The organism is Rhizobium sp. OAE497 (assembly GCF_040546565.1).
Classification (GTDB): domain Bacteria; phylum Pseudomonadota; class Alphaproteobacteria; order Rhizobiales; family Rhizobiaceae; genus Rhizobium.
Genome location: NZ_JBEPOA010000003.1, coordinates 103,523 through 122,246, shown reverse-complemented (window position 1 = coordinate 122,246; position 18,724 = coordinate 103,523). Strand labels below are relative to the sequence as shown.

General features: G+C 56.8%; 14 protein-coding genes and 6 pseudogenes. 10 read left to right on the top strand and 10 right to left on the bottom strand.

Annotated elements, in window-relative coordinates:
- Positions 1-58 precede the first annotated feature (58 nt).
- Entirely contained in the window at positions 59-271 is a 213-nt protein-coding gene (locus tag ABIE40_RS27025; protein WP_112716125.1) for a hypervirulence associated TUDOR domain-containing protein, read from the bottom strand.
- Positions 272-317: 46 nt separating this feature from the next.
- Positions 318-629 carry a hypothetical protein gene (locus ABIE40_RS27020; RefSeq protein ID WP_130279504.1) on the bottom strand — a complete coding sequence of 104 codons (312 nt, stop codon included), beginning with the start codon at positions 627-629 and terminating at the stop codon, positions 318-320.
- Between the two features lie 97 nt (positions 630-726).
- Between ABIE40_RS27020 and ABIE40_RS27015 the strand changes: the two are divergent.
- Positions 727-874, top strand: a pseudogene (locus ABIE40_RS27015) (non-homologous end-joining DNA ligase); the annotation flags it as partial.
- Positions 875-1,135: 261 nt separating this feature from the next.
- On the opposite strand, the gene ABIE40_RS27010 reads toward ABIE40_RS27015, so the two are convergent.
- On the bottom strand, positions 1,136-1,612 hold the full coding sequence (locus tag ABIE40_RS27010) for a hypothetical protein (protein ID WP_199629666.1): 477 nt from the start codon (positions 1,610-1,612) through the stop codon (positions 1,136-1,138).
- A gap of 156 nt (positions 1,613-1,768) precedes the next feature.
- Between ABIE40_RS27010 and ku (ABIE40_RS27005) the strand changes: the two genes are divergently transcribed.
- The 6 genes and pseudogenes from ku (ABIE40_RS27005) (at position 1,769) to ABIE40_RS26980 (ending at position 9,859) form a co-directional block, all read left to right on the top strand.
- Complete coding sequence (gene ku / locus ABIE40_RS27005) at positions 1,769-2,650, top strand: non-homologous end joining protein Ku (RefSeq protein ID WP_199629667.1); 882 nt, start codon at positions 1,769-1,771, stop codon at positions 2,648-2,650.
- Between the two features lie 2 nt (positions 2,651-2,652).
- On the top strand, positions 2,653-3,474 hold the full coding sequence (gene ku, locus ABIE40_RS27000) for a non-homologous end joining protein Ku (RefSeq protein WP_130279506.1): 822 nt from the start codon (positions 2,653-2,655) through the stop codon (positions 3,472-3,474).
- A gap of 1,323 nt (positions 3,475-4,797) precedes the next feature.
- Positions 4,798-5,476, top strand: a pseudogene (locus ABIE40_RS26995) (SDR family NAD(P)-dependent oxidoreductase).
- A gap of 576 nt (positions 5,477-6,052) precedes the next feature.
- Positions 6,053-6,958 carry a helix-turn-helix transcriptional regulator gene (locus ABIE40_RS26990; RefSeq protein ID WP_130279507.1) on the top strand — a complete coding sequence of 302 codons (906 nt, stop codon included), beginning with the start codon at positions 6,053-6,055 and terminating at the stop codon, positions 6,956-6,958.
- 86 nt (positions 6,959-7,044) lie between these two features.
- On the top strand, positions 7,045-7,758 hold the full coding sequence (locus ABIE40_RS26985) for a YbhB/YbcL family Raf kinase inhibitor-like protein (RefSeq protein WP_130279508.1): 714 nt from the start codon (positions 7,045-7,047) through the stop codon (positions 7,756-7,758).
- Positions 7,759-8,523: 765 nt separating this feature from the next.
- Positions 8,524-9,859, top strand: a pseudogene (locus ABIE40_RS26980) (epoxide hydrolase family protein).
- 746 nt (positions 9,860-10,605) lie between these two features.
- Here ABIE40_RS26980 and ABIE40_RS26970 read toward each other — a convergent pair.
- The 5 genes from ABIE40_RS26970 to ABIE40_RS26950 form a co-directional block, all read right to left on the bottom strand.
- On the bottom strand, positions 10,606-10,986 hold the full coding sequence (locus ABIE40_RS26970) for a response regulator (protein WP_199629669.1): 381 nt from the start codon (positions 10,984-10,986) through the stop codon (positions 10,606-10,608).
- A 269-nt stretch (positions 10,987-11,255) separates the two neighbouring features.
- Positions 11,256-12,329: a catalase family protein gene (locus ABIE40_RS26965; RefSeq protein ID WP_130279510.1), complete on the bottom strand. Its 1,074-nt coding sequence runs from the start codon at positions 12,327-12,329 to the stop codon at positions 11,256-11,258.
- 219 nt (positions 12,330-12,548) lie between these two features.
- Entirely contained in the window at positions 12,549-13,229 is a 681-nt protein-coding gene (locus tag ABIE40_RS26960) for a ChrR family anti-sigma-E factor (RefSeq protein ID WP_130279511.1), read from the bottom strand.
- Positions 13,205-13,771, bottom strand: a complete 567-nt coding sequence (locus ABIE40_RS26955) for an RNA polymerase sigma factor (RefSeq protein ID WP_165402643.1) — start codon at positions 13,769-13,771, stop codon at positions 13,205-13,207. The genes ABIE40_RS26960 and ABIE40_RS26955 overlap by 25 nt, the downstream gene beginning before the upstream one ends.
- A gap of 409 nt (positions 13,772-14,180) precedes the next feature.
- Positions 14,181-16,412 (bottom strand): histidine kinase dimerization/phosphoacceptor domain -containing protein, encoded by a 2,232-nt coding sequence (locus ABIE40_RS26950; protein ID WP_354541172.1) that lies wholly within the window; start codon positions 16,410-16,412, stop codon positions 14,181-14,183.
- A 219-nt stretch (positions 16,413-16,631) separates the two neighbouring features.
- On the opposite strand from ABIE40_RS26950, the pseudogene ABIE40_RS26945 reads away from it, so the two are divergent.
- A pseudogene (locus tag ABIE40_RS26945) lies at positions 16,632-16,942 on the top strand (plasmid partitioning protein RepA); the annotation flags it as partial.
- A 189-nt stretch (positions 16,943-17,131) separates the two neighbouring features.
- Here ABIE40_RS26945 and ABIE40_RS26940 read toward each other — a convergent pair.
- Both ABIE40_RS26940 and ABIE40_RS26935 read right to left on the bottom strand, forming a co-directional pair.
- Positions 17,132-17,563 (bottom strand): annotated as a pseudogene (locus tag ABIE40_RS26940) (plasmid maintenance toxin (PemK-like)).
- Positions 17,550-17,828, bottom strand: coding sequence for a type II toxin-antitoxin system Phd/YefM family antitoxin (locus ABIE40_RS26935; protein WP_112716099.1), 279 nt, complete (start codon positions 17,826-17,828; stop codon positions 17,550-17,552). The pseudogene ABIE40_RS26940 and the gene ABIE40_RS26935 overlap by 14 nt, the downstream one beginning before the upstream one ends.
- A gap of 159 nt (positions 17,829-17,987) precedes the next feature.
- Between ABIE40_RS26935 and ABIE40_RS26930 the strand changes: the two genes are divergently transcribed.
- Both ABIE40_RS26930 and ABIE40_RS26925 read left to right on the top strand, forming a co-directional pair.
- A complete protein-coding gene (locus ABIE40_RS26930) occupies positions 17,988-18,236 on the top strand; it encodes a type II toxin-antitoxin system Phd/YefM family antitoxin (RefSeq protein WP_199629670.1) in 249 nt (82 codons plus the stop codon).
- Positions 18,233-18,568: pseudogene (locus tag ABIE40_RS26925) on the top strand (integrase); the annotation flags it as partial. The gene ABIE40_RS26930 and the pseudogene ABIE40_RS26925, both read left to right, overlap by 4 nt.
- Between the last annotated feature and the right edge of the window lie 156 nt (positions 18,569-18,724).

Sequence of the window (18,724 nt, the reverse complement as noted above, 5' to 3'; positions counted from 1 at the left end):
TGAGATTGCGCTGCTAGATCGCGCTGCGATAGGAAACGGTAAGCTCGCCCCACTCGAATTAAGATTTCTTCTTGAGCGCGCTCGGTTTATGAGCTGCTTTTGCTCCGGTCTTCGAACTCTCGACGATGACCTGCGGGTCTGATCGGGACGCTTTTATCTGGTGACCTTTGATTTTTGTAGGGCTGGTCTGCTTCTTGACGACGGTCCCAGTCGTCTCACCCTGGCTGGTTTTCCAGACGACATGGTCGCCCTTCTTCAGGTCCTTGCTCATGACCTACTCCATTCAACGACGCGTTCGAATCTTCAGCGCTTCGACATTACTTGGCGGTGACACGCAGCGCCCCTAGATCGCCAAACGTCCGATGGAGCGTCGTGATCTTATCATCAGCTACGTCCGCTGAGACTTCGATCTCGCCACTAAGTGTAGCGTCTTCTCGTCCATCTTCATTTGCGGACGGAGCATCACCACCACTGGCCTCAACACCCGAGGAATTCTGACGACCGGCGGCTTGAACAAACACATCTGTCCGCTCGATACCGATCTTTTGCACCAGATGCTCGACCGCGAGGTCCGCTGCTTCGCGCGTTTCAAAGGTTGCGGCCACGGTTTTGTTTTTGCTTCCTGACATTTTCGTCCTCCTTCGATAGGAATAGAAGTATCATCTGAGAACTAAGTTCCCGCACGCCAAGCTTTCAGCAACCGCTAGGTGCTCGCGATAAAGCAGGATGAGCAAGCCGCCGAAATCAAAGCCGCTCCTTAAAGACGACGATGCGCCGATCAGATCACGGCCGCGCCGCAAACGTATTCCAGACCAGCCCGCCCTTCCGTTTGACCCGGTTCCAGAGAGTTGAACCTGCGCTGGCGCTGCTCAAACAGCGGGCCGCCTTCCAGTTTGAAGCTTGGGGAGCGTTCAAGGGAGCGATCAAATGCAAAGGTAGTGTGCGAACTTCTTGACCGACCACGTAATGGCCAAATCTGCGAGATCGATAGGCATAGTTATCCCTCCACCGCGATTGCGGCGCTGTAATTTGCGATCGTGTTAATGAATTAACGGGGTTCACGGCGACTATCGTTTCCAGTCCAATAAACCTGTCGTCCAGATCCAGGTGATGAAGCGCTATAAGAAGAGCGAGGCTAAGCCCGCGACGGGCTCGTCTCACGGAATAACATCAGCGCTTCCGCAACGGTTAGGCTTGAATGCTCATCCAGAGCCGCGAGCACTCGGATGCGATCCGACAATGCGGCTTCGTGCCGTGCGTAGCGCAAAAGATCCTTGGCGTTTTTCAACCGGACGTACGGGACAGCATCGCTTTCGATCAGCTCATATGCATGCCCTGCCTCGCGCACCCAGGGCGGTGGAGCGTCATCGCGAAGGCCATCAATTGCGAAGCTGACGTCGGCACGTTTGACGACGAAGTCTGGTTCGGTCAGAGGCAAAGATTGGCACGACCAGGCCGCGACGTCATCGTCGACGTCACGCAGGCAGCCAATATCGCGGGGGAGTTGATCCCGAAACAACACCGGGCCGACGCATCGTACGGTGCTCAATGGATAGTAAATTTGAATGGGATTATGCCGCGCAACAGTGCGCGAGGAAGAGATGCTCATCATGCGCCCGGCCAATCAGACCAATTATCGGACCGACTTGTTCCAATCCGATCTTTTCCCGACTTGCGACGTTATAAAGAAAAGGTGCGCAGATGGCCACACTGCGGTCGGAACAACTGGACCGATAGAACGATTTAGCTGGATCAACAGGAGAACGACATGACTGCGCATCGTGCTCAATGGAAAGGCCATCTCAAAGTTGGCGAGCTGACTTGCGCAGTAGGACTATACACGGCAGCGTCGACCTCGGAACGTATAAGTTTCCACATGCTCAATGGAAAGACGGGCAACCGCTTGAAGCGCGAGCTCATTGACAGCGAAACCGAAGAAGTCGTCGAACGTGACCAGCAGGTCAAAGGTTTCGAGACCGGGAACGGTGAGTACATTATGATCGACCCGGAGGAAGTTGCGGCAGTGATGCCGGAATCGGACAAGATGCTCGAAGCCGAGGCCTTCATTCCGTGCGGCGACGTCGATGATGTGTACTTCGACAGACCGTACTTCCTCGTCCCGGCGGATGAGGAAGCAAACGATGCTTTCACCAGCATTCGAGACGCACTAAGTAAGACCAATTCCACTGCGATCGCGAGGACGGTCTTGTTCCGACGCATGCGAACCGTGTTAATTCGGCCGCACGGAAACGGGTTGATCGCCACTACCCTGAATTTTGACTATGAAGTCCGACCTTCTGAAGAAGCGTTTAAGGACGTTGAGAAGGTGAAGGTCGAAGGGGAGATGCTCGACTTGGCCAAACACATTATCGGAACCAAAATTGGCGATTTCGATCCCGGCAAGACTGACGACCGATATGAGACTGCGCTAGCCGCGCTCGTAAAGGCCAAGGCCGAGGGCAAATCGCTCCCGAAGCCTAAGCCGGTAAAGGTTTCGAAGCCCAACGATCTCCTGAAGGCCTTAAGAGAGAGCGCCGGCATGGGCAGCGGTTCCTCAGGGAAGCCGAAAGCAGCCAACGCAAATTCTGGCAAGAAGAAATCTTCAACCACTTCTTCTAAGTCCAAAACCACACATAGGAAGGCAAGCTGACAATGGCTCCGCGTCGTCCGTATTGGAGAGGCTACCTGAAACTGTCGCTCGTTACTTGCCCTGTCGCAATGGTGCCCGCGACGTCAGAAAGCGAGAAGGTTCGCTTCCATACCCTCAATGAAAGAACCGGCAATCGTGTTGTCTCCCAGTACATTGATAGCGTGACGGGCAAACCGGTCAAGGACGAAGACGAGGCCAAAGGATACGAGCGCGGCGAAGACGACTACGTCATTCTCACCGACGAGGACCTGGAATCCGTCGAGCTAGAGACCGTGCGCACCATCGATATCGAGAAATTCGTTTCGCGTGACAAGATCGAATGGATTTATCTCGATACCCCCTACTATCTCACCGCGAACGACAAGATCGGGGACGAAGCCTTTGCCGTTATTAGAGAAGCAATGAAAGCTCAGAATGTTGTCGGTGTCTCCCGTGTGGTTCTCGGCCGCCGCGAGCGCGCCGTTATACTGGAGGCACGTGGCGAGGGTATCGTTGTCTGGACGCTGCGGTATGGCGATGAAGTTCGGCCTGAGAACGAATATTTCACCGGTATCGACAAGAAATCGGACGCAGAGGGTGTCAACGCGCTCGAAAAGGTCATCAAGAAGCGTACCAAGAATTGGTCGCCAGAGATGGTGTCCGACCCAATCCAGGAAAGCTTGTTGAAGCTCATCGCCGAGAAGAAGAAGGCTAAGAAGCCATCGAAGAAAACAGCGGAAAAGAGCCGGGATGATGACAAAACAAAGTCCGACAACGTCGTCAACATAATGGATGCTCTGAAAAAGTCAGTCCAGAAGGAATTGAAGTCTCGCAAGGCTGGCTGACAAAGCCGTGGAGACCGCCCTCCGCAATCTGTTTCGAGCGCCGGGCAGCGTACGGTCCCCCAGTCAGGCGAGGTCCACCTTGGCCATTCACGGTATCGAAGCTACCGCACGCAGTCCCGTTTTTGCTCATCGTTTGTAGACCCGCTCACATCGGCGCACCTTGTTTTCTTCTCGTCCTCAGGCGTCGCATCCGGAGCTTTCTGGGCACCAGCGGCCGAGCCGAAACCGCTCGGGTTGGTGATGTCACCCTCAACAGACGATGAAGAGGAACTTGGGCCAGGAGTGGGACCAGCTTGGTCCGGGAGGCTTTCCGCCCCGGCCACACTGGCTGTCATAAGTGAAAGCGCTATCACCGCTGTGACTAAATTCAGCATTGTTTCAACTCCATCCTAGAGAGGGAAAACTTGGCCAGACCTTGGAGGTTCCCGAGGGCATTGGAAGCCAACGTTAGCGACGGAATGGTAAGCTGTTACGGGGAGCCCATTCACCGACGACACCTGCTCTGCCGTGTGAGTAATAGCAACGCTTTGCGCTTCGCGGTTACCCAGCGAATTCTACAAGTGGAAGCCATTGGGTGGCTGTGTCATTAACAATCATGCTGCCATCGTCGCCGATTCAACGCTTTCTGCGCCAGCGCGAGACCGAGCGCCTGACCGTTTCGCGCACCGTGCGCAACGCCACCTTTCTCGTACATCAACGCTGAGCCGCTCGCCGTGCGCTTAATGAAGTGCGGAAGACGTAGGCGCGTTTGCTTTAGTGGAAACTAAGCCTACAAAATGTGTGAGAAGGTGTTCGGTGATTTCTGAACCGCTGGCACCTTGGTTGTAGAGCATAATGGCTCGATCACACAGAACGTTTGCTACCTCTTCTTCGAAAGGTACCGAGTAGAAGCTAAACCACTCGACAATCGCCTGAAGAAGCGGAGCTTCTGCATTCTCTTTAACACTTTGCACAAGCCACCCCAATCGGTTTTCCTAAGGAACAGGTAGAGATCGCGGTCGGACAGGTTGGGTGCTCGCCTGGCGTTTCGTTGCCCGCAGCGAGAAACCGGAAAAACCGCTGCGTTCACCATCCCCGTCGCGTCCGGTTGACACAGCCGCGATCTCAGAAGATGAATGACCAGGCAGCGAAGACGTTCCGCTTTCATTTTATTTCGTACGAAAGCGCACGGTCTTCGAGGACATCTGGCCACAATACGTTCGACCTGCCGGTCGACCAATCTCACTCAGCGTCATTGAAGGATTTGCGGCGCTCCGTCTCCGGTCCCGCATGACACGGGTGACGGCGAGGGTCACCAGCATTGATATCCTTCGTCCTTCAACAATGGAGGCCACGAGTGGGTTGCTTGTAAACAAGGTAGCTATTGTCACGGGTGCATCGTCAGGTATCGGCCGCGCGGCCGCATTGCTGTTCAGCGCCGAGGGTGCGGCGGTTGTGCTTAATCGGAGAAAAACAGCAGCGCTCGGCCATGTGTTCGACAGCATTCGTGCTCTAGCAGGGACAGCTGATGCAGTTCCTGGCGACGTCGGCCTGCCGGAGACAACATGACAGGCTGGTAGCACTGGCGCATCAGTCCTTCGGACGGTTAGCCATCGCCTTCAACAACGCGGTTTTCATCGGCCCCCGAAAGCCGCTGGCCGAGGTCGACTTGACGGAATGGCAGAATACCGTCTCGACAACGCTGACGTATGCTTTCCTTTGCTAGCCGTATCTAAATTCCGGCGATGCATCAGACTGGAGGCGGCAGCATCATCTTTAAATCGAGCGTTGTTGGCACGAGCGTCGGGCTCCCCGGTGCCACTGCCAAGGCGGCCTGATGGGTCTGGTGAAGGGTATCACGGCGGATTACTGCTGCCAGGGCGTTGGGGCGGCCCGGCTGCACGCGATCAAACGGATCTCACAACCCGAGGAAATCGCAAATGCCGCCCTCTTCCTTGCCATGTCGAGCTTTGTTATGGGTTCACCGCTTTACGCGAATGGTGGGAATTCCGCAGTCAAATGACAGTGGCCGCCGAAGGATAGCCGTACCGGCGGCGTTCCTCTACATCAGACGGCCCTGGCTAATCAGGGCCTTCCTGCATAAGCAGTGCGAATTCCTCGGCAATAGGGCTACATCCGACATCACCGAACGATCTTCAGCTCCATCCAGTCCGCTGTCATCCGTTCACACTGAATTCAAGTCGCGCCGAGAAGCCGAGATATCGATGCCGCAAAGGCACAGGTCGATGTCGTGCCAATCTTTGCCAGCCGGCAAAGTTACAAACGGATTTTTGTCTCGCCATACGAGGCCATCCCGACAAGCATAGCCAACTCGCGGGGCGTCTCGTAGATTGTTGCTCCATCCACAACCGAGTTACACCCATCAGACTTCTAGAAAGACTGTACGATATGTCGGCTGACGGTTCGTGTCACGGCGGCTAAATTTCCAAGGGGCGGATGGGATGCCAACCACCAATAGGCTTCGATAATATCGGCGCGAACCTAAAATTCGTTCCGCCACAACCCACCGAACCGCTCTGAACCACCCTTTCTTCGCCCTTCGCCCGGGTGTAAATCTCTTCGGGAAGAAGGAGATGCGATGAGTGATGCAGTAGTGATTGTGCCAAGCAAGACAGCTGACGTGGGCAGGCTGCTCAAGCTTGCCAGGCAAGACACACGCATAGCCGTTGAGGGAGAAAGCCATCCTCCAGTGATCTCCGCTTTCGTCACTCGTGTACGCGAGACGCTAAACCGTCTCGTAATGCCTACGGCGGGGCTCGTCGTGCTCCTGGAAGGTACTAAGGACATTGTCTCGGGTACCGAGCACCGAATTTATCGAAGCGGCGACGCCTTCATTCTCAATGCCAACGAGCATGTCGATGTGGTCAATGAACCAGATCATAAATCCGGCTTTTATCGAGCCCTCTTCGTGCGCTTTGATCGCGCTCTGATCATAGAGGCCGCACGCTTGTGGCCACAGTTCGTGAACCAGGAGCTACGATTACGGGAGCCTCTGCTGACAGACGACCTTTGCTCCGCACTTCTCCACGCGGCCGAAGCCCTGTCTTATCAAACGCGAGTTTCCCGCAGGGTCGCAGAGCACCGCTTGCTTGAGGTGCTGCTGATACTGGCTGAGCAGGGCGCGATTTCGCTGACGCCGAAATATGTGGATGGTTCAGTGGTGGAGGCTGTGCGTCTCCTCGTTCGCCACCGCCTGCACTTCCCGTGGACCACGGCAGCAGTCTCTTCGGAATTCTCGATGTCTGAGGCCACCCTTCGCCGCCGCCTCAGCGCGGAGGGCCATTCGCTTCAGCACCTTTTGCTAGATGAGCGTATGAAAGCTGCCTTCACCATCTTGAACGACCGTGACGCATCCGTTGCCGAGGCGCTAGCGGCGACTGGCTATCAATCTCGTTCGCACTTTTCGAAGCACTTTCAGCAGCGCTTTGGTGCGACACCGTCAGAGGTACGGTTACACAGGTCACAAACGCGGCTGCCTGACTGAATCCGGCCCAAAGCTGATCGGTTCGGGTCCAGATTTTCGCAGGCGCATCGGTATCCTCACCAATAGAAACAGTGAGGATAACCACTATGCACCACTACCTGCGAACAATGAGCGCTGCCTTCATTGCAGCGTTTGCCACAACGGCGGCTGGATCATCCGACATTATCGGCCTCAAGGTCACGATTCCTGGTCTTGGCAAGGCTGGACGTTTGCCCGACAAGGCCGCCTTTTGCGCGCCGTCTACTGTCTCTGGAAACAACATCAGCCCACCAGTTACCTGGTCCGCAGGACCGGGCGGCACGCGCTCCTACGTCCTACTGATGACGGACCCCGATGTGCCGAAGGACTTCAGCCAAATCAACAAGTCCGGCGTCGTGATCCACCGCAATGATCCCCGTGTGTCGGTTTTTCATTGGGTTCTCGTAGACATTCCCGCCGATCTGCGGTCGCTTGCGGAAGGGATTGAAAGCGCGGGCCTGGTTCCGCACGGCAAACCAGTTGGCGAAACAGCGCACGGACGCAGGGGCGCTAACGTCTATTCCAGCTTTCTCGCGTCAGACGCCGAAATGGCTGGGACGTACGGTGGTTATGATGGCCCTTGCCCGCCAGTGAATGATGAGCGCCCACATCGGTACGTACTGCAAGTGTTCGCACTGGACGTACCTTCTCTCGGCCTCGGTGGTGTGTTCGACGGCGAGACAGTCACGAAGGCCATGAGGGGGCATATACTTTCTACGGGCATTGCTACTGCCACTTACTCGCTCAACCCGAGCATCACCCGGCAACAACATGGCCAGTAACAAGACGATATCGAGGAACCTGGGATGATTAAGAACGACGCTGCAGCATCAACTCTGTTTTCTCGTGACGCCGAAGGGTGCGACAGCCTGCGCCGACGGTTGATCCCCTGTTTCGATAAGTTCTACGGGACCGCCCTGGAGTTAACCAAGAATGGCAGACCTGTGCCAAGTTGACGGTGTTCGACATAGGGGCCGGGGCCGGCCTCCTCTCTGCAAAGGTCCTACAAGTCGTTCCAGGTTCAAAAGATTTGCAGTGCTCGGCGGATCATCGGCCATGCCAGAGCAAGCTCGCATTCGTCTCGGGACAAGCGTGGATCTGGAGTTCCGACATGCGGAGATGGCGGACGCAGTGCTTGGGCATGCTCGCCCCTTACTAGCCTTTGGTGCGGAGGTGACATTGACCTCAACCTGCAACATCACGGGCATTCCCGTTGGCCGCAATTTCCAACGCTCGGCTTACGTCGAGATCGGTCTGGCTCGGACCTGTTGCGCGTTCGCAGGTGGAGACAGCACGGCGAGCAACAGGATCGTCCCGGCGCATTTGGCCTGTTTGACGACGGAACTCGCGCCTAATCCAGGCCTTCGTCCATGGAGTGGACTTCAACGGCCTCAAATCTTTGAGACCTTGTACCAAATCGTATCTCAGAGCCGTGACCAACGTTCCCGATACAAGTTCGCATTTTTCAGAAACAAGCCAGATACGCCGGTTCCCTACACCCCCTCCGCCAAGTGTCGTCACCACGACATAACCCAAGGAGAGGCATCATGACTGCTATCAGAACATTGTCCCGCCGAAACTCGACAACCGGCCGTGCTTTCGCATTTGCGCTGGGCTCGATCATGCTGCTGCCGGTGGTGGCCCTGCAGGATGCAAAGGCTGCCGAGCCAATCACTACGACGTCCGCCGACAAGACATCGGACGACAGTATTCGCCCTTTCAAGATCGATGTGCCACAGTCCCAGCTCGACGACATGCGCAAGCGTATCGCCGAGACCCGTTGGCCGGACAAGGAAACCGTCCGCGACATCTCCCAGGGCATCCAGCTCGCACGCGTTCAGGAACTGGTTCGGTACTGGGGCACCGATTATGATTGGCGGAAGGCTGAAAAGGAGCTGAACGACCTTCCGGAATTCATCACCACAATTGACGGCGTCGATATCCAGTTCATCCATGTTCGCTCGCGCCATCCGAACGCCCTTCCCCTGCTCCTGACGCACGGTTGGCCCGGCTCCCAATTCGAGTTTATCAAGGCCATCGGCCCGTTGACCGATCCCACCGCGTTCGCCGGTCGGGCGGAAGATGCCTTCGATGTGGTGATTCCCTCGATCCCCGGCCACGGCTTCTCCGGAAAGCCAACGGAACTGGGCTGGGGTCCGGATCGTGTCGCCAGGGCCTGGGACGTCCTGATGAAGCGGCTCGGATACAAGAATTACGTCTCGCAGGGCGGCGACCATGGATCGGTTATTTCCGATGCTCTGGCACGCCCAAGCCCCTGAAGGCCTTCGCGGCATTCACCTGAACATGCCCGCCACCGTCCCTGGCGAACTGATGAAGGGCATCAACGCAGGCGACCCCGCACCGGCCTCCCTCGCGCCCGACGAAAAGGAGGCTTACCAGTCCCTGAGCACTTTCTTTGGCAGGAACGCTGCATACGGCGCAATGATGGTCACCCGTCCGCAGACCATCGGATACTCGCTGTCTGACTCGCCGGCTGGTCTGGCGTCTTTCATCTATGAAAAATTCGCTCAGTGGAGCGATAGCGATGGGGTGCCGGAACGCGTGCTATCTCGCGACGACATGCTCAACGACATCACCCTCTATTGGCTCAACAACGTCGGCGCATCGTCGTCCCGCTTCTACTGGGAAAACAACAACAACAACTTCAGCTCCGAGACCCAGAAGACCAGGGACATCAAGGTGCCGGTTGCCATCACGGCCTTTCCCAAGGAAATTTACAAGGCACCGGAAAGTTGGAGCAAGCAGGCTTACCCGACGCTGGTCTACTACAATCAGGCCGCCAAGGGTGGACATTTCGCCGCCTGGGAACAGCCGCAGCTGTTCGCCGAAGAACTACGGGCGGCATTCCAGTCGATGCGATAAAAGCGCGGGGCAGCTCCTCAGGCTGCCCCCTTTCGACGAGGCTTGGCGGGCAATCCAGGGACTGGTGAGCGGCTGTGCGATCATAGTCATCCTTGGTCGCCATCACCGACATACGCCGGCGCCGGCCACCTTCGGGCCGCTCGATAAGGACCTCCTGACGGTGCTTCGACATATCAATCGCTACCAGCACGGCGTTTGTGGGAGTAGAAAGATATTTGGTCATGGCTTGTCGCCTCCAAAGTGTTGCCTCGACAACTTCACTTTAGAGACCTGTTGACCGGCCATGACCACCGCCGGCGGCGCGCTCCGCTACACACGGCTACGCGCGCCGCCGGCTCTGTCAGAGCAAGATTCCCGATGTGCTACGGCACGGAATTCACCTCGAATGCGATCCTCGCCTGGTCGAAGGATCACAAAGTCGACTGGCATTACATCGTGCCGGGAAAGCCAATAGCAACGCATTCCATAAGCACCAGGTAATATTTAAGCAATTTCTGCGCGTTAGGCATTAGAACATTTTACGAATGCGTTTCAGGTCAGATAGGAATGGGTTCCCATTTTCCGTATTTTCATTGTGTTTTTTCAAAATGCTGCGGACATTTTGCATGACTTCCTACAGTCTTCTTTGCGCGGGAGGAGGTGTAATGCGTCGATTAAGGGTTTGTCCCGGCGGCCGTAACGGACAACTGTTCTACCGCAACGCGATCTGAACGTCGGCTTCCCGACAAGTAGGATCGGTGCCCTTGCTAGCCCACGAGCTTATGTACCGTGCCCACGGTCATGTCCCCGACCAAAGCCGTAATGACGTCCAGGCCGTATGGCTTAGGTATGAATACGGCGTCGCCGGGGAGTTCTTCAGATTGGAGCCGATGTCCGCCCGAAGCGACGATGACGGGTACGTTCATGTGGCTCGTCGAAATCATCCTTGCGAGATCGAGACCGCTCAGGCCGCCCGGCATGTCGACGTCCGTGATGACGGCGTCGATCTTCCGTCGTCCGAGGACGGCCACGGCTTCAAGGACGTTGGCAGCCTCGACCACATCGTAGCCCTCGTCGAGAAGGGTGTCGGCGAGCATCATCCGAATCAGGAATTCATCTTCGACGATGAGAACCGTAGGTTGGTACATGGCAGTCTCCGCTCCGTGGTCACGAGAGGAACTCGCGTATCCACATTTAGATTGCCCCTCGAAGCGGAGTATTTGCCGACATGTTTAATAAAATGCGAACGGTTGGGGCGCCGTGAGCGAGGATTTCTGCTTCTTCAGAGTTGGCGGATTGCTGCTTGGCCTGAAGCCGGGGCGAGTCTGCTCACCTTGCAGCCGGTCGCGAACGTCAATCTGGCGGATGGCTGGTATCTCCGGTCTTTCGATGTGCGCGACCCGAATTAGAAATAAGCTCAACGTGGCTCGTGGATCGGACAGCGGTTGAACCCCTGCCGGAACTGGGCGGAATGTTCGTAAGGCGCCTTGCGCGCGCGATTGATGTTGCCGAGCGGCTGGTGGGCGGCCAAGCCCGTCCAGACGCTGAAGCGCATCCGCTCATCGACCTCATCGACTTTCTCGTCGCTCCAGCTATCCTGCGGCCCGGCGCTAACGATCGCGACCGTGACGAAGGGCGCATCCGTCTCGTCCCACTCGACGGTCGGGTCTTCGATCGGTTGATCTTCAATGTTGCGACAGAGCTGAACCTGAAATTCCCATTGCGCGCGAATATCTCGCATCTCCGCCTGGACCGTCTCGCGGATAGCATTTTCGCTCACGCTGGTATCGATCTCGCGGCCCATCAATTCCGTGAGGCCGACCGATACGGGCTTCAGCCGGAATTTAGCGACATAGTCGCCGTACCGAAACGGCGTAACGCTGAAATAGGTCTCGCCAAGCGGATCGACATTCGGAGCACCTCCGAGCGACTGCACGGCCGGGCTGGATATGCCGACCGCCTCAAGACCCTTATTGACCGTCTGGAGAACGCTAGAGAGTACCTCCTTTGTCCCTTCCATCCGGTCTGTTATCTTGGCGAGCATCTTCAGATTGCCGAGGAATTTTTCCGCATTCGGCGCCTGGAAAACCGGACCGTTGACCATCACGAAGTCCTGGGTCGAGCCGGCCGCATCGGAAAGCCTCGGGCCTTCGACGCCGACGACTTTCATGGCGAGTCCGCGCGGAAGTGCAATCGCGTCGGGCAGAATGTCGCCGGCATTCGTCGACATCCGCATATAGACGTCGTAGTTGCCCGAACGCGAGAAAAGGCCCTGGGCGAGTTCGGCAGGTAGGTTGTCCCTGACAATCATCTTGGCTTTAAGGATTCCGTGTGCCTTTGCATGCACGGACCGGACGGCGTGGCCATAGTCCTCAGCAGTCCGTTTCAGAATGACGTCGAAGGCGTCATTAAGACCGGAGACCACTTCCTGCTCGTTAGGGTTGATCTGTTCGAGATCCGCTGAGTAGCGCACAGGGGTGGCTGTCGTCATCACTTTGCTCCTGGGGGAAATTGCGACTTATGTGACAGAACGCCAGCCGAGTGGTCTTCGTTCCGAACCACGTGATTGCCGCCTCCAAACGGCGAAACCTTCACGGGAGACCCGCTATTGCTGAAGACAAATTGGCCAACCTGGCAATCTGTCTTCGAAATGCAGCCGCGCCTTTCGAATTGCTCCCGCCCGAACTCCAACTGGTTCGATAGAGCTAGTCTAGATACCCAAGAGGGGCTGCAGCAAGCGCAGTAGCCTGCTCGAAAACTTCAGTGGTGCGTCGGTAACCGCCAGGCAAATGCAGTCTTGTCCATGCCCGGCTCGCGGAGTGTGCAACACATCGGGATCAGCCATTTCCACATCGCCACGTCTAAACGTCGCAAATTGGTCCGAGAAACTTCCAGCAAGCACAAGAGTGAGCTCGTCGCCACGATGCGTATGCTCCGGGACCGGCAGGCCTGCAGGGATACGAAGCAGACGCACGGTTGTACTTTTATCTTCGGTTGGGACGATCATCTGCGCGGCGCCGCCCGTTCCCAGCGTCTTCCATTTAAGCCCTCCAGCGCGATCGACATACGATCGAAGCGGTTGCGGTAGCAACCTGTCACCTGCCGGCCGGCGAAGTGTCACAACGTTGGGAAACTCTTCATTTTCGATACGGCTTTTTAGGCGTGACCAGCTCTCAGCAACCGCATCATCGTCCTCAATAGGCTCTTCATTGTCCAGAAAGTGTCCGCCTATCGCCTCATAGACCCCAACGCGGCCACGGCATGAGGGACAAAGCGCAAGGTGTGTCGCAACAGCAACACTCCAGCCTTCGGACAGCCTGCCGGCGGCATAGAGCATAAGCATCTCGTCTTCGAGATGATGTCGGATTATCGGCTCTGCTGTAGTGCCCATCTTAGTTTCTCGCATGCCATTCGAATTCTTGATTTCACTGTCCCTAGCGGGATACCTAGCAATGAAGAAATCGCGGAGTGCGGCATTTCCTCGAAATATGAAAGCCGCAGGACTTCAAGGTGCTCATCCTTTAGAGACCCAAGTGCTCTGGTCAACGCCTGCGCGTCCTGAGCATTAATAATCGCTCGATCGGCCGCAATCTCCTCTTGCGGGACGAAGGCAGGATCATTCTCGTCCAACTCAGGCATCCGGCGCCTAAGAGAGTCGATATAGAGGTTGCGAGCAATCCTAAAGACCCAAGTCGATACCTGACCCCGCGCGGGATCGTACTGTTCAGCTTTACGCCATACCGCAAGCATAACCTCCTGGGCGAGCTCGTCGGCAATCACGAAATCCTTGGCGAGCCGTCGCATATGCGATCGCAACCGAGGGTAAATATGCTTATAAAGCTCCTCAAATGCTGCAGGATCGCGCGTCTGCGCCACCGCCTCCAGCAGTCTTTTCAATCTCGTCTGATCGTTTTCAGGCTCCTGGCCTTCCATGCTCTGCTTCCTCACGTGCACGCGAGGCATACGCTTTAATGCCGTTCCTGCAAACATCGTTGTTTCTCACCGGCGCTTCCCACTTGCATGTACGTGCCCAGTCACGCCTGGATCAAAATTTTGTTCGCTGTAACTATGGTTGCTGCTTTTTGTGACCGATGATCGAGTTTGTCCGGCAAGCTGCCGCATGGAAGGGCGCGAATTGTCCACCCCGATTCGGCCTTTTTACCATGCGAGGTGTCGCGAGCTCGACCGGTTGTTGAACGGACCGGCTCCAAGAAAACTTCGGATGCAAGCCCGACCTTCCCAAGTTCGACCCGGGCGCCTTCAACGCCGAGCCAAGGTGCAACCAGGACGTCCGAGGGGCACGGCTAGTTTTGAGACATCCATCGCGCCGGTTGAATGTCTGTCAAGGAGCCCTGACCGGGGCAGTCACCACAACGCGCAGCCCTGGACCATTTGGCTCCTCGTCAATGCTCCCTTGAAGGCGATCAATGATCGCAGCAAGCATGCGGGTTCCAAAGCCACTCCTCCCCTTGGGTAACTTGCCCTTCCCGCGGTCGGCGACAATGAGACGCAACGAATTCCGGTGCTGTTCAAGTTTGATCAGCAACGGCCCCGCGTCGCCGCCGTAGGCATATTTTTGTGCATTGATGACAAGTTCCGTCAACACGAGGCCAATGTTGACTGCGCGATCGGTAGAGACCAGAATGGGTGACAAATCTACATCGAGGCTTTCTGACCATTTCCTGTCCATCGTTGTGGACATGTCAGATAAGAGATTCTCGAGATAGCGTGAGAGGTCGACGATTTCCAGGCTGCCGTCCTGGTAAAGCCGACGATGCACGAGAGCGACCGCATTCAAACGGTTCTGAGCCTCGTTCAAGCTGACGCGGACCTCGTCGTTAACGGTCGCACGGCCTTGCATGCCTAGAAATGCTGATACGAGTTGCAGCGAATTCTGTACTCGGTGATTGACTTCCTTCATGAGGAAGTCTTTTTGAACGAGGAGGCTTTCATTTTCCTTCAAAGTGGTTGTCAGCTCGCGATTGAGCTCGCGGAGGCGGTGGTTATTCCGATGCTCCAGCATAAGCTTGACAATGCGCGACGCAACGTCCTCTTCAGCGTGACTCCACGGCCTCGCCCTTCCCCGGACGCTCTCGGACCATTCCTCGAAGGACGCGCGCGGTGTCAGCGTTGCACCGGCTTCCAGTGGCACGTCCTTATGCGGGTTCCCGGCCCACTTTAGAACCTCCACGTGTTCGGCCCGAAACCACATGAGAATTGTCGGGACTTCCGTCGACATCGTCACCGCAAGAAGGCCGCTGGCGCGATCCCGGTATGCGATGGCCGCCTCGAAAAGGCGAGACAGACTTGCAGTTGCGATCGGCTGCGTGGCGGCCGGCACGCGCGCGTAGCTCGCGATCTCGCGCACGTCGATCGGATCCGGACAAGCTCCATAGGTAAAGAGCTCGGTTCCCTGGACCGCGGCAAATCCGTCGGCCGCGAGAAGACGGGCGATTTCCGCGCCACCGTCACTGAAGAAGTCTTCAAGTGATCGATCACTACCAAGAAGGGAGATCACTGTATCTTCCTGCGAGCGGCTTCGAATGCGCTCGCGATACTGGGCCGCCTCTTCCTTGGCGCGGATTTGCCTGGCCAGCGCGTTGGACAGCGCTTGTCCGCCCATCCTCACGGCCAACGGAATTTCGCGCGGTTCGTGATGATGGCAGGCAATCAGCCCCCAGAGAACCCCGTCCTTAATAATTGAGAAGGATGCAGAGGCAGCAACCCCCATGTTGCGCAGATACTGCAGATGGACTGGAGATACGCTTCGTAGCGTCGAATCGCTCAAATCGAGTTCGCGTAAGTCCGTTGTGATCGAGTGAATGGGCTGTGGTTCGTAAGAGACATCGGGAATAACCCTGACGCGGTTGCGAACATAAAGTGCCCTCGCTTGTCTGGGAATATCGGAAGCAGGGAAGTAATGGTTCATGAAACTCGATGAATCCTTGTCGATGCTTTCCCCGACAACCACGCCGGCATCATCGTCGACAAACTGGTAGACCATCACGCGTCCAAAACCAGTCATCTCCCGAAAGACTTGAGCGGCGGCCTTGCAGAGTTCCTCGAGTTTGCTGGTCTTCTCGAAGGCTGAGGAAGCGGCGTCCAGTTCGACCAGGAACGGCACTGCCTGTACGGTATCTCGTTCTGCTCGATCAAGTTCCACAACCAGATAGTTTCCAGACCGGTAAGCCACGGCATTGAGTGGCCCGCAAGGCGCCTCGATGCGACCGAGAACCGAAAGAGCGCCGGCGCGGAGCTTATGGGCGAGCCCCTCTAAATCTAAACCCAAAACCTCGGATAGAGATTTACCGAGCGCGGGAGACGCAAGAAACCTTTCGGGCCGTCCTGCTACGCCGATACACGTCATAGAGGCGTCGCACACCAGCATGAGGCCATGGGCTTGTATTGCCCCCGGGATGTGGATGGGCTCAAGATCGCATGCGCTGGTAAGCGCAGGATCGATGTTTTGGTTGAGCATGCACGCCTCCTGACGCATTAGGTACTGCCACGGCCGCGGCTGCTTTGCGGACTGGATATACCAAAGCTTCAGGAAATGGTCATTCAAAAAGGACATGGGGCATCACCCGTTCAGATCGTCGAAAAACGCCATCTGGGTGCGCCATCTAGATGATTGCCGATCCTGAGGCCGGACCGATCTGCGCATACCTTTCTCGGAATGTGGAGGGAGTGGGGTGGCGCAAGATAGCTTTTCCTTGTAGCCCTTCTTTTACCGGGACGCGCGACAAGCAAAATTCAAAAGCCTAAAGTGCCGAGATCAGTTCGATAAGGGAAGAAGACAATCAAGCGGGCAGGGGCGAACGTCAAGATGGACTGGCTGCGCTATCTGATCACCGGCTATGAGCCATCCGACGTGCCACAAGTCCAGATGATGGGTTTCATGCAATCGCTCCTGGCAGAGGAGATGCTCACCAGCCCGATGGTGAACACCACAGCCATCTCTGACGCCGGACTGGCAAAGCGCACACTTTATGAACTAGATCGTTCGAATTTCACACGCGAAACCTACGATCGTGCCGTCAATGTATGGATGCGGTCAATTTCGAAATCCAGGGCCTCATTCACAAAGCCTGGGGTCGGCTATGAGCGTATTGAACGGAACTGTCTACCATCGATAAGTATCCCTTATCGATGGTGATTGCTTTCGAGGCGCGCCTGCGAGCGCTGCAATTGCTCGGCTTTTTGCGTGTCGCAAATCGCTGAAGATCGCGCCGGCGCAGAGACGCGCCGGGCCGCCTCGACAGCCCCGGGGATCGAACATTGAAGCTGAATCAGCTATTCGCTACGCGCGGCCGCTTGGTGACGTTGGGCGCGGGCCAACTCGACGAACCGGCGTTTGACCTCGGCAAACAGCGCGGGAGGCAAAGGGCCGTGGTAGCCCGTGTTAGTGTTGAGCCGGCCGGATATTCGGTCCTGGCCAAACAAACCGGTTGCTTTCGGTCAAGACGATCCAGGAGCGGTCGTCATCGAGGCCCAGGCGCTGTTTGGTTGCCAGCGGAATTTCGATTGCGTCCGCAGGGTTGGATGGTGGGGTATGGAAAATCGGAGTACCCGCACGGCCGGTCTGCCGTCGTCAACATGCGCAACCATCGCCAACACAAGCACCGGCCGATCCTTGTCGCCCTCTTCGCGACCTTCGAGAAACTGCCAATGCCAGAGGTACGAGTAGCGAAAGAGCCAGCCGACTTTTGGTTCAGTCGGCAGCATGCTTGCCCGTCAGGACCTCAGCATTGAGATGATCGAGCGCCTCATCCATCTCGGACGCTTCGATCGCAGCAAGGTCGTCGTCGCCAATGGCGGAGGTCAGTTCGACGCGCCGTTCGCGTTTCGTCAGCCGCAGGTAATCTTCGTAAGCGATCAGGACCGTTTTCGGGCGCCCGTTTTTGGTGATGATCACCGGGTCACGGACGGCGGCATCCTGATAGGCGCCGAAATTTTTCGAGACCGTGGCCGCCGTAACTGTAGAAGTCATGTGAGAACTGCCTTTTTACGGAATATACGGAATATACGGAATTTACGGAAGTTTTGTAATCCCGGGCGGTGGCGGTCCACGCAACTCGAGTTACCGGTTAGCCGGCACCCCCGTGGTCGCTCCAGTATTTATGTCACGTTTCGGACAGGGGAAAGATGAATGCCTATCCTATTTGATGTGAACGAGGCTACCGAGCGGTTTAACGAACTGATTGAACGCACGCTGCGTGGTGAGGTCTTCGTGATCTGCCGGGGCGGCATACCGATCGCGGAGCTGACCGCGATCCCGAAGGCCGCAGGAACCATGGATGATTTCCGGGCGCTCGCAGCGGAAGGGCGCGCCAGCGCGCCGCCCGGCGCCAGCTCAAACCACGACGAGTTCTACGACGAAAACGGAATGCCGAGATGAGTGCCGTCGATCGCCGAGCCAGCGAGCTCGATACGATCGCCGCGGTCCTGCCGATCGAGCGGCGCGACGAGCCCGCAGAGCTACTGACCGACCAGGACGTCGAAACCCTTCGTCATCTCGTCAACGAAGGCATGGGCGCCAATTCGCTGAGGGCTCTCACCTCGGATCTGTCCTATCTTCAAGCCTGGGCACTGGCCGCGACGGCAAGCCCCCTCCCCTGGCCGGCGCCCGAGGCGCTTCTTCTCCCGTCGATCGCCATCGATCTCGGCCGGACTAAAACGAGCGACGGCAGCCGCGAGGAGACCATCTATCTGACCGGCGCACCTGTCGATGCGAAGACGAGGCTGCTCCAGAGAGTGTCATGATCAACGTACTGACCGGCCTGAGCGAGGCGAACAGCAACGTTACCAATCACGCCTACCCGGCCGAATATCAACCGGACTATCCGCATGTCGGGCGCCTCTGGGTTTCGGCAACCGCAGATAGGC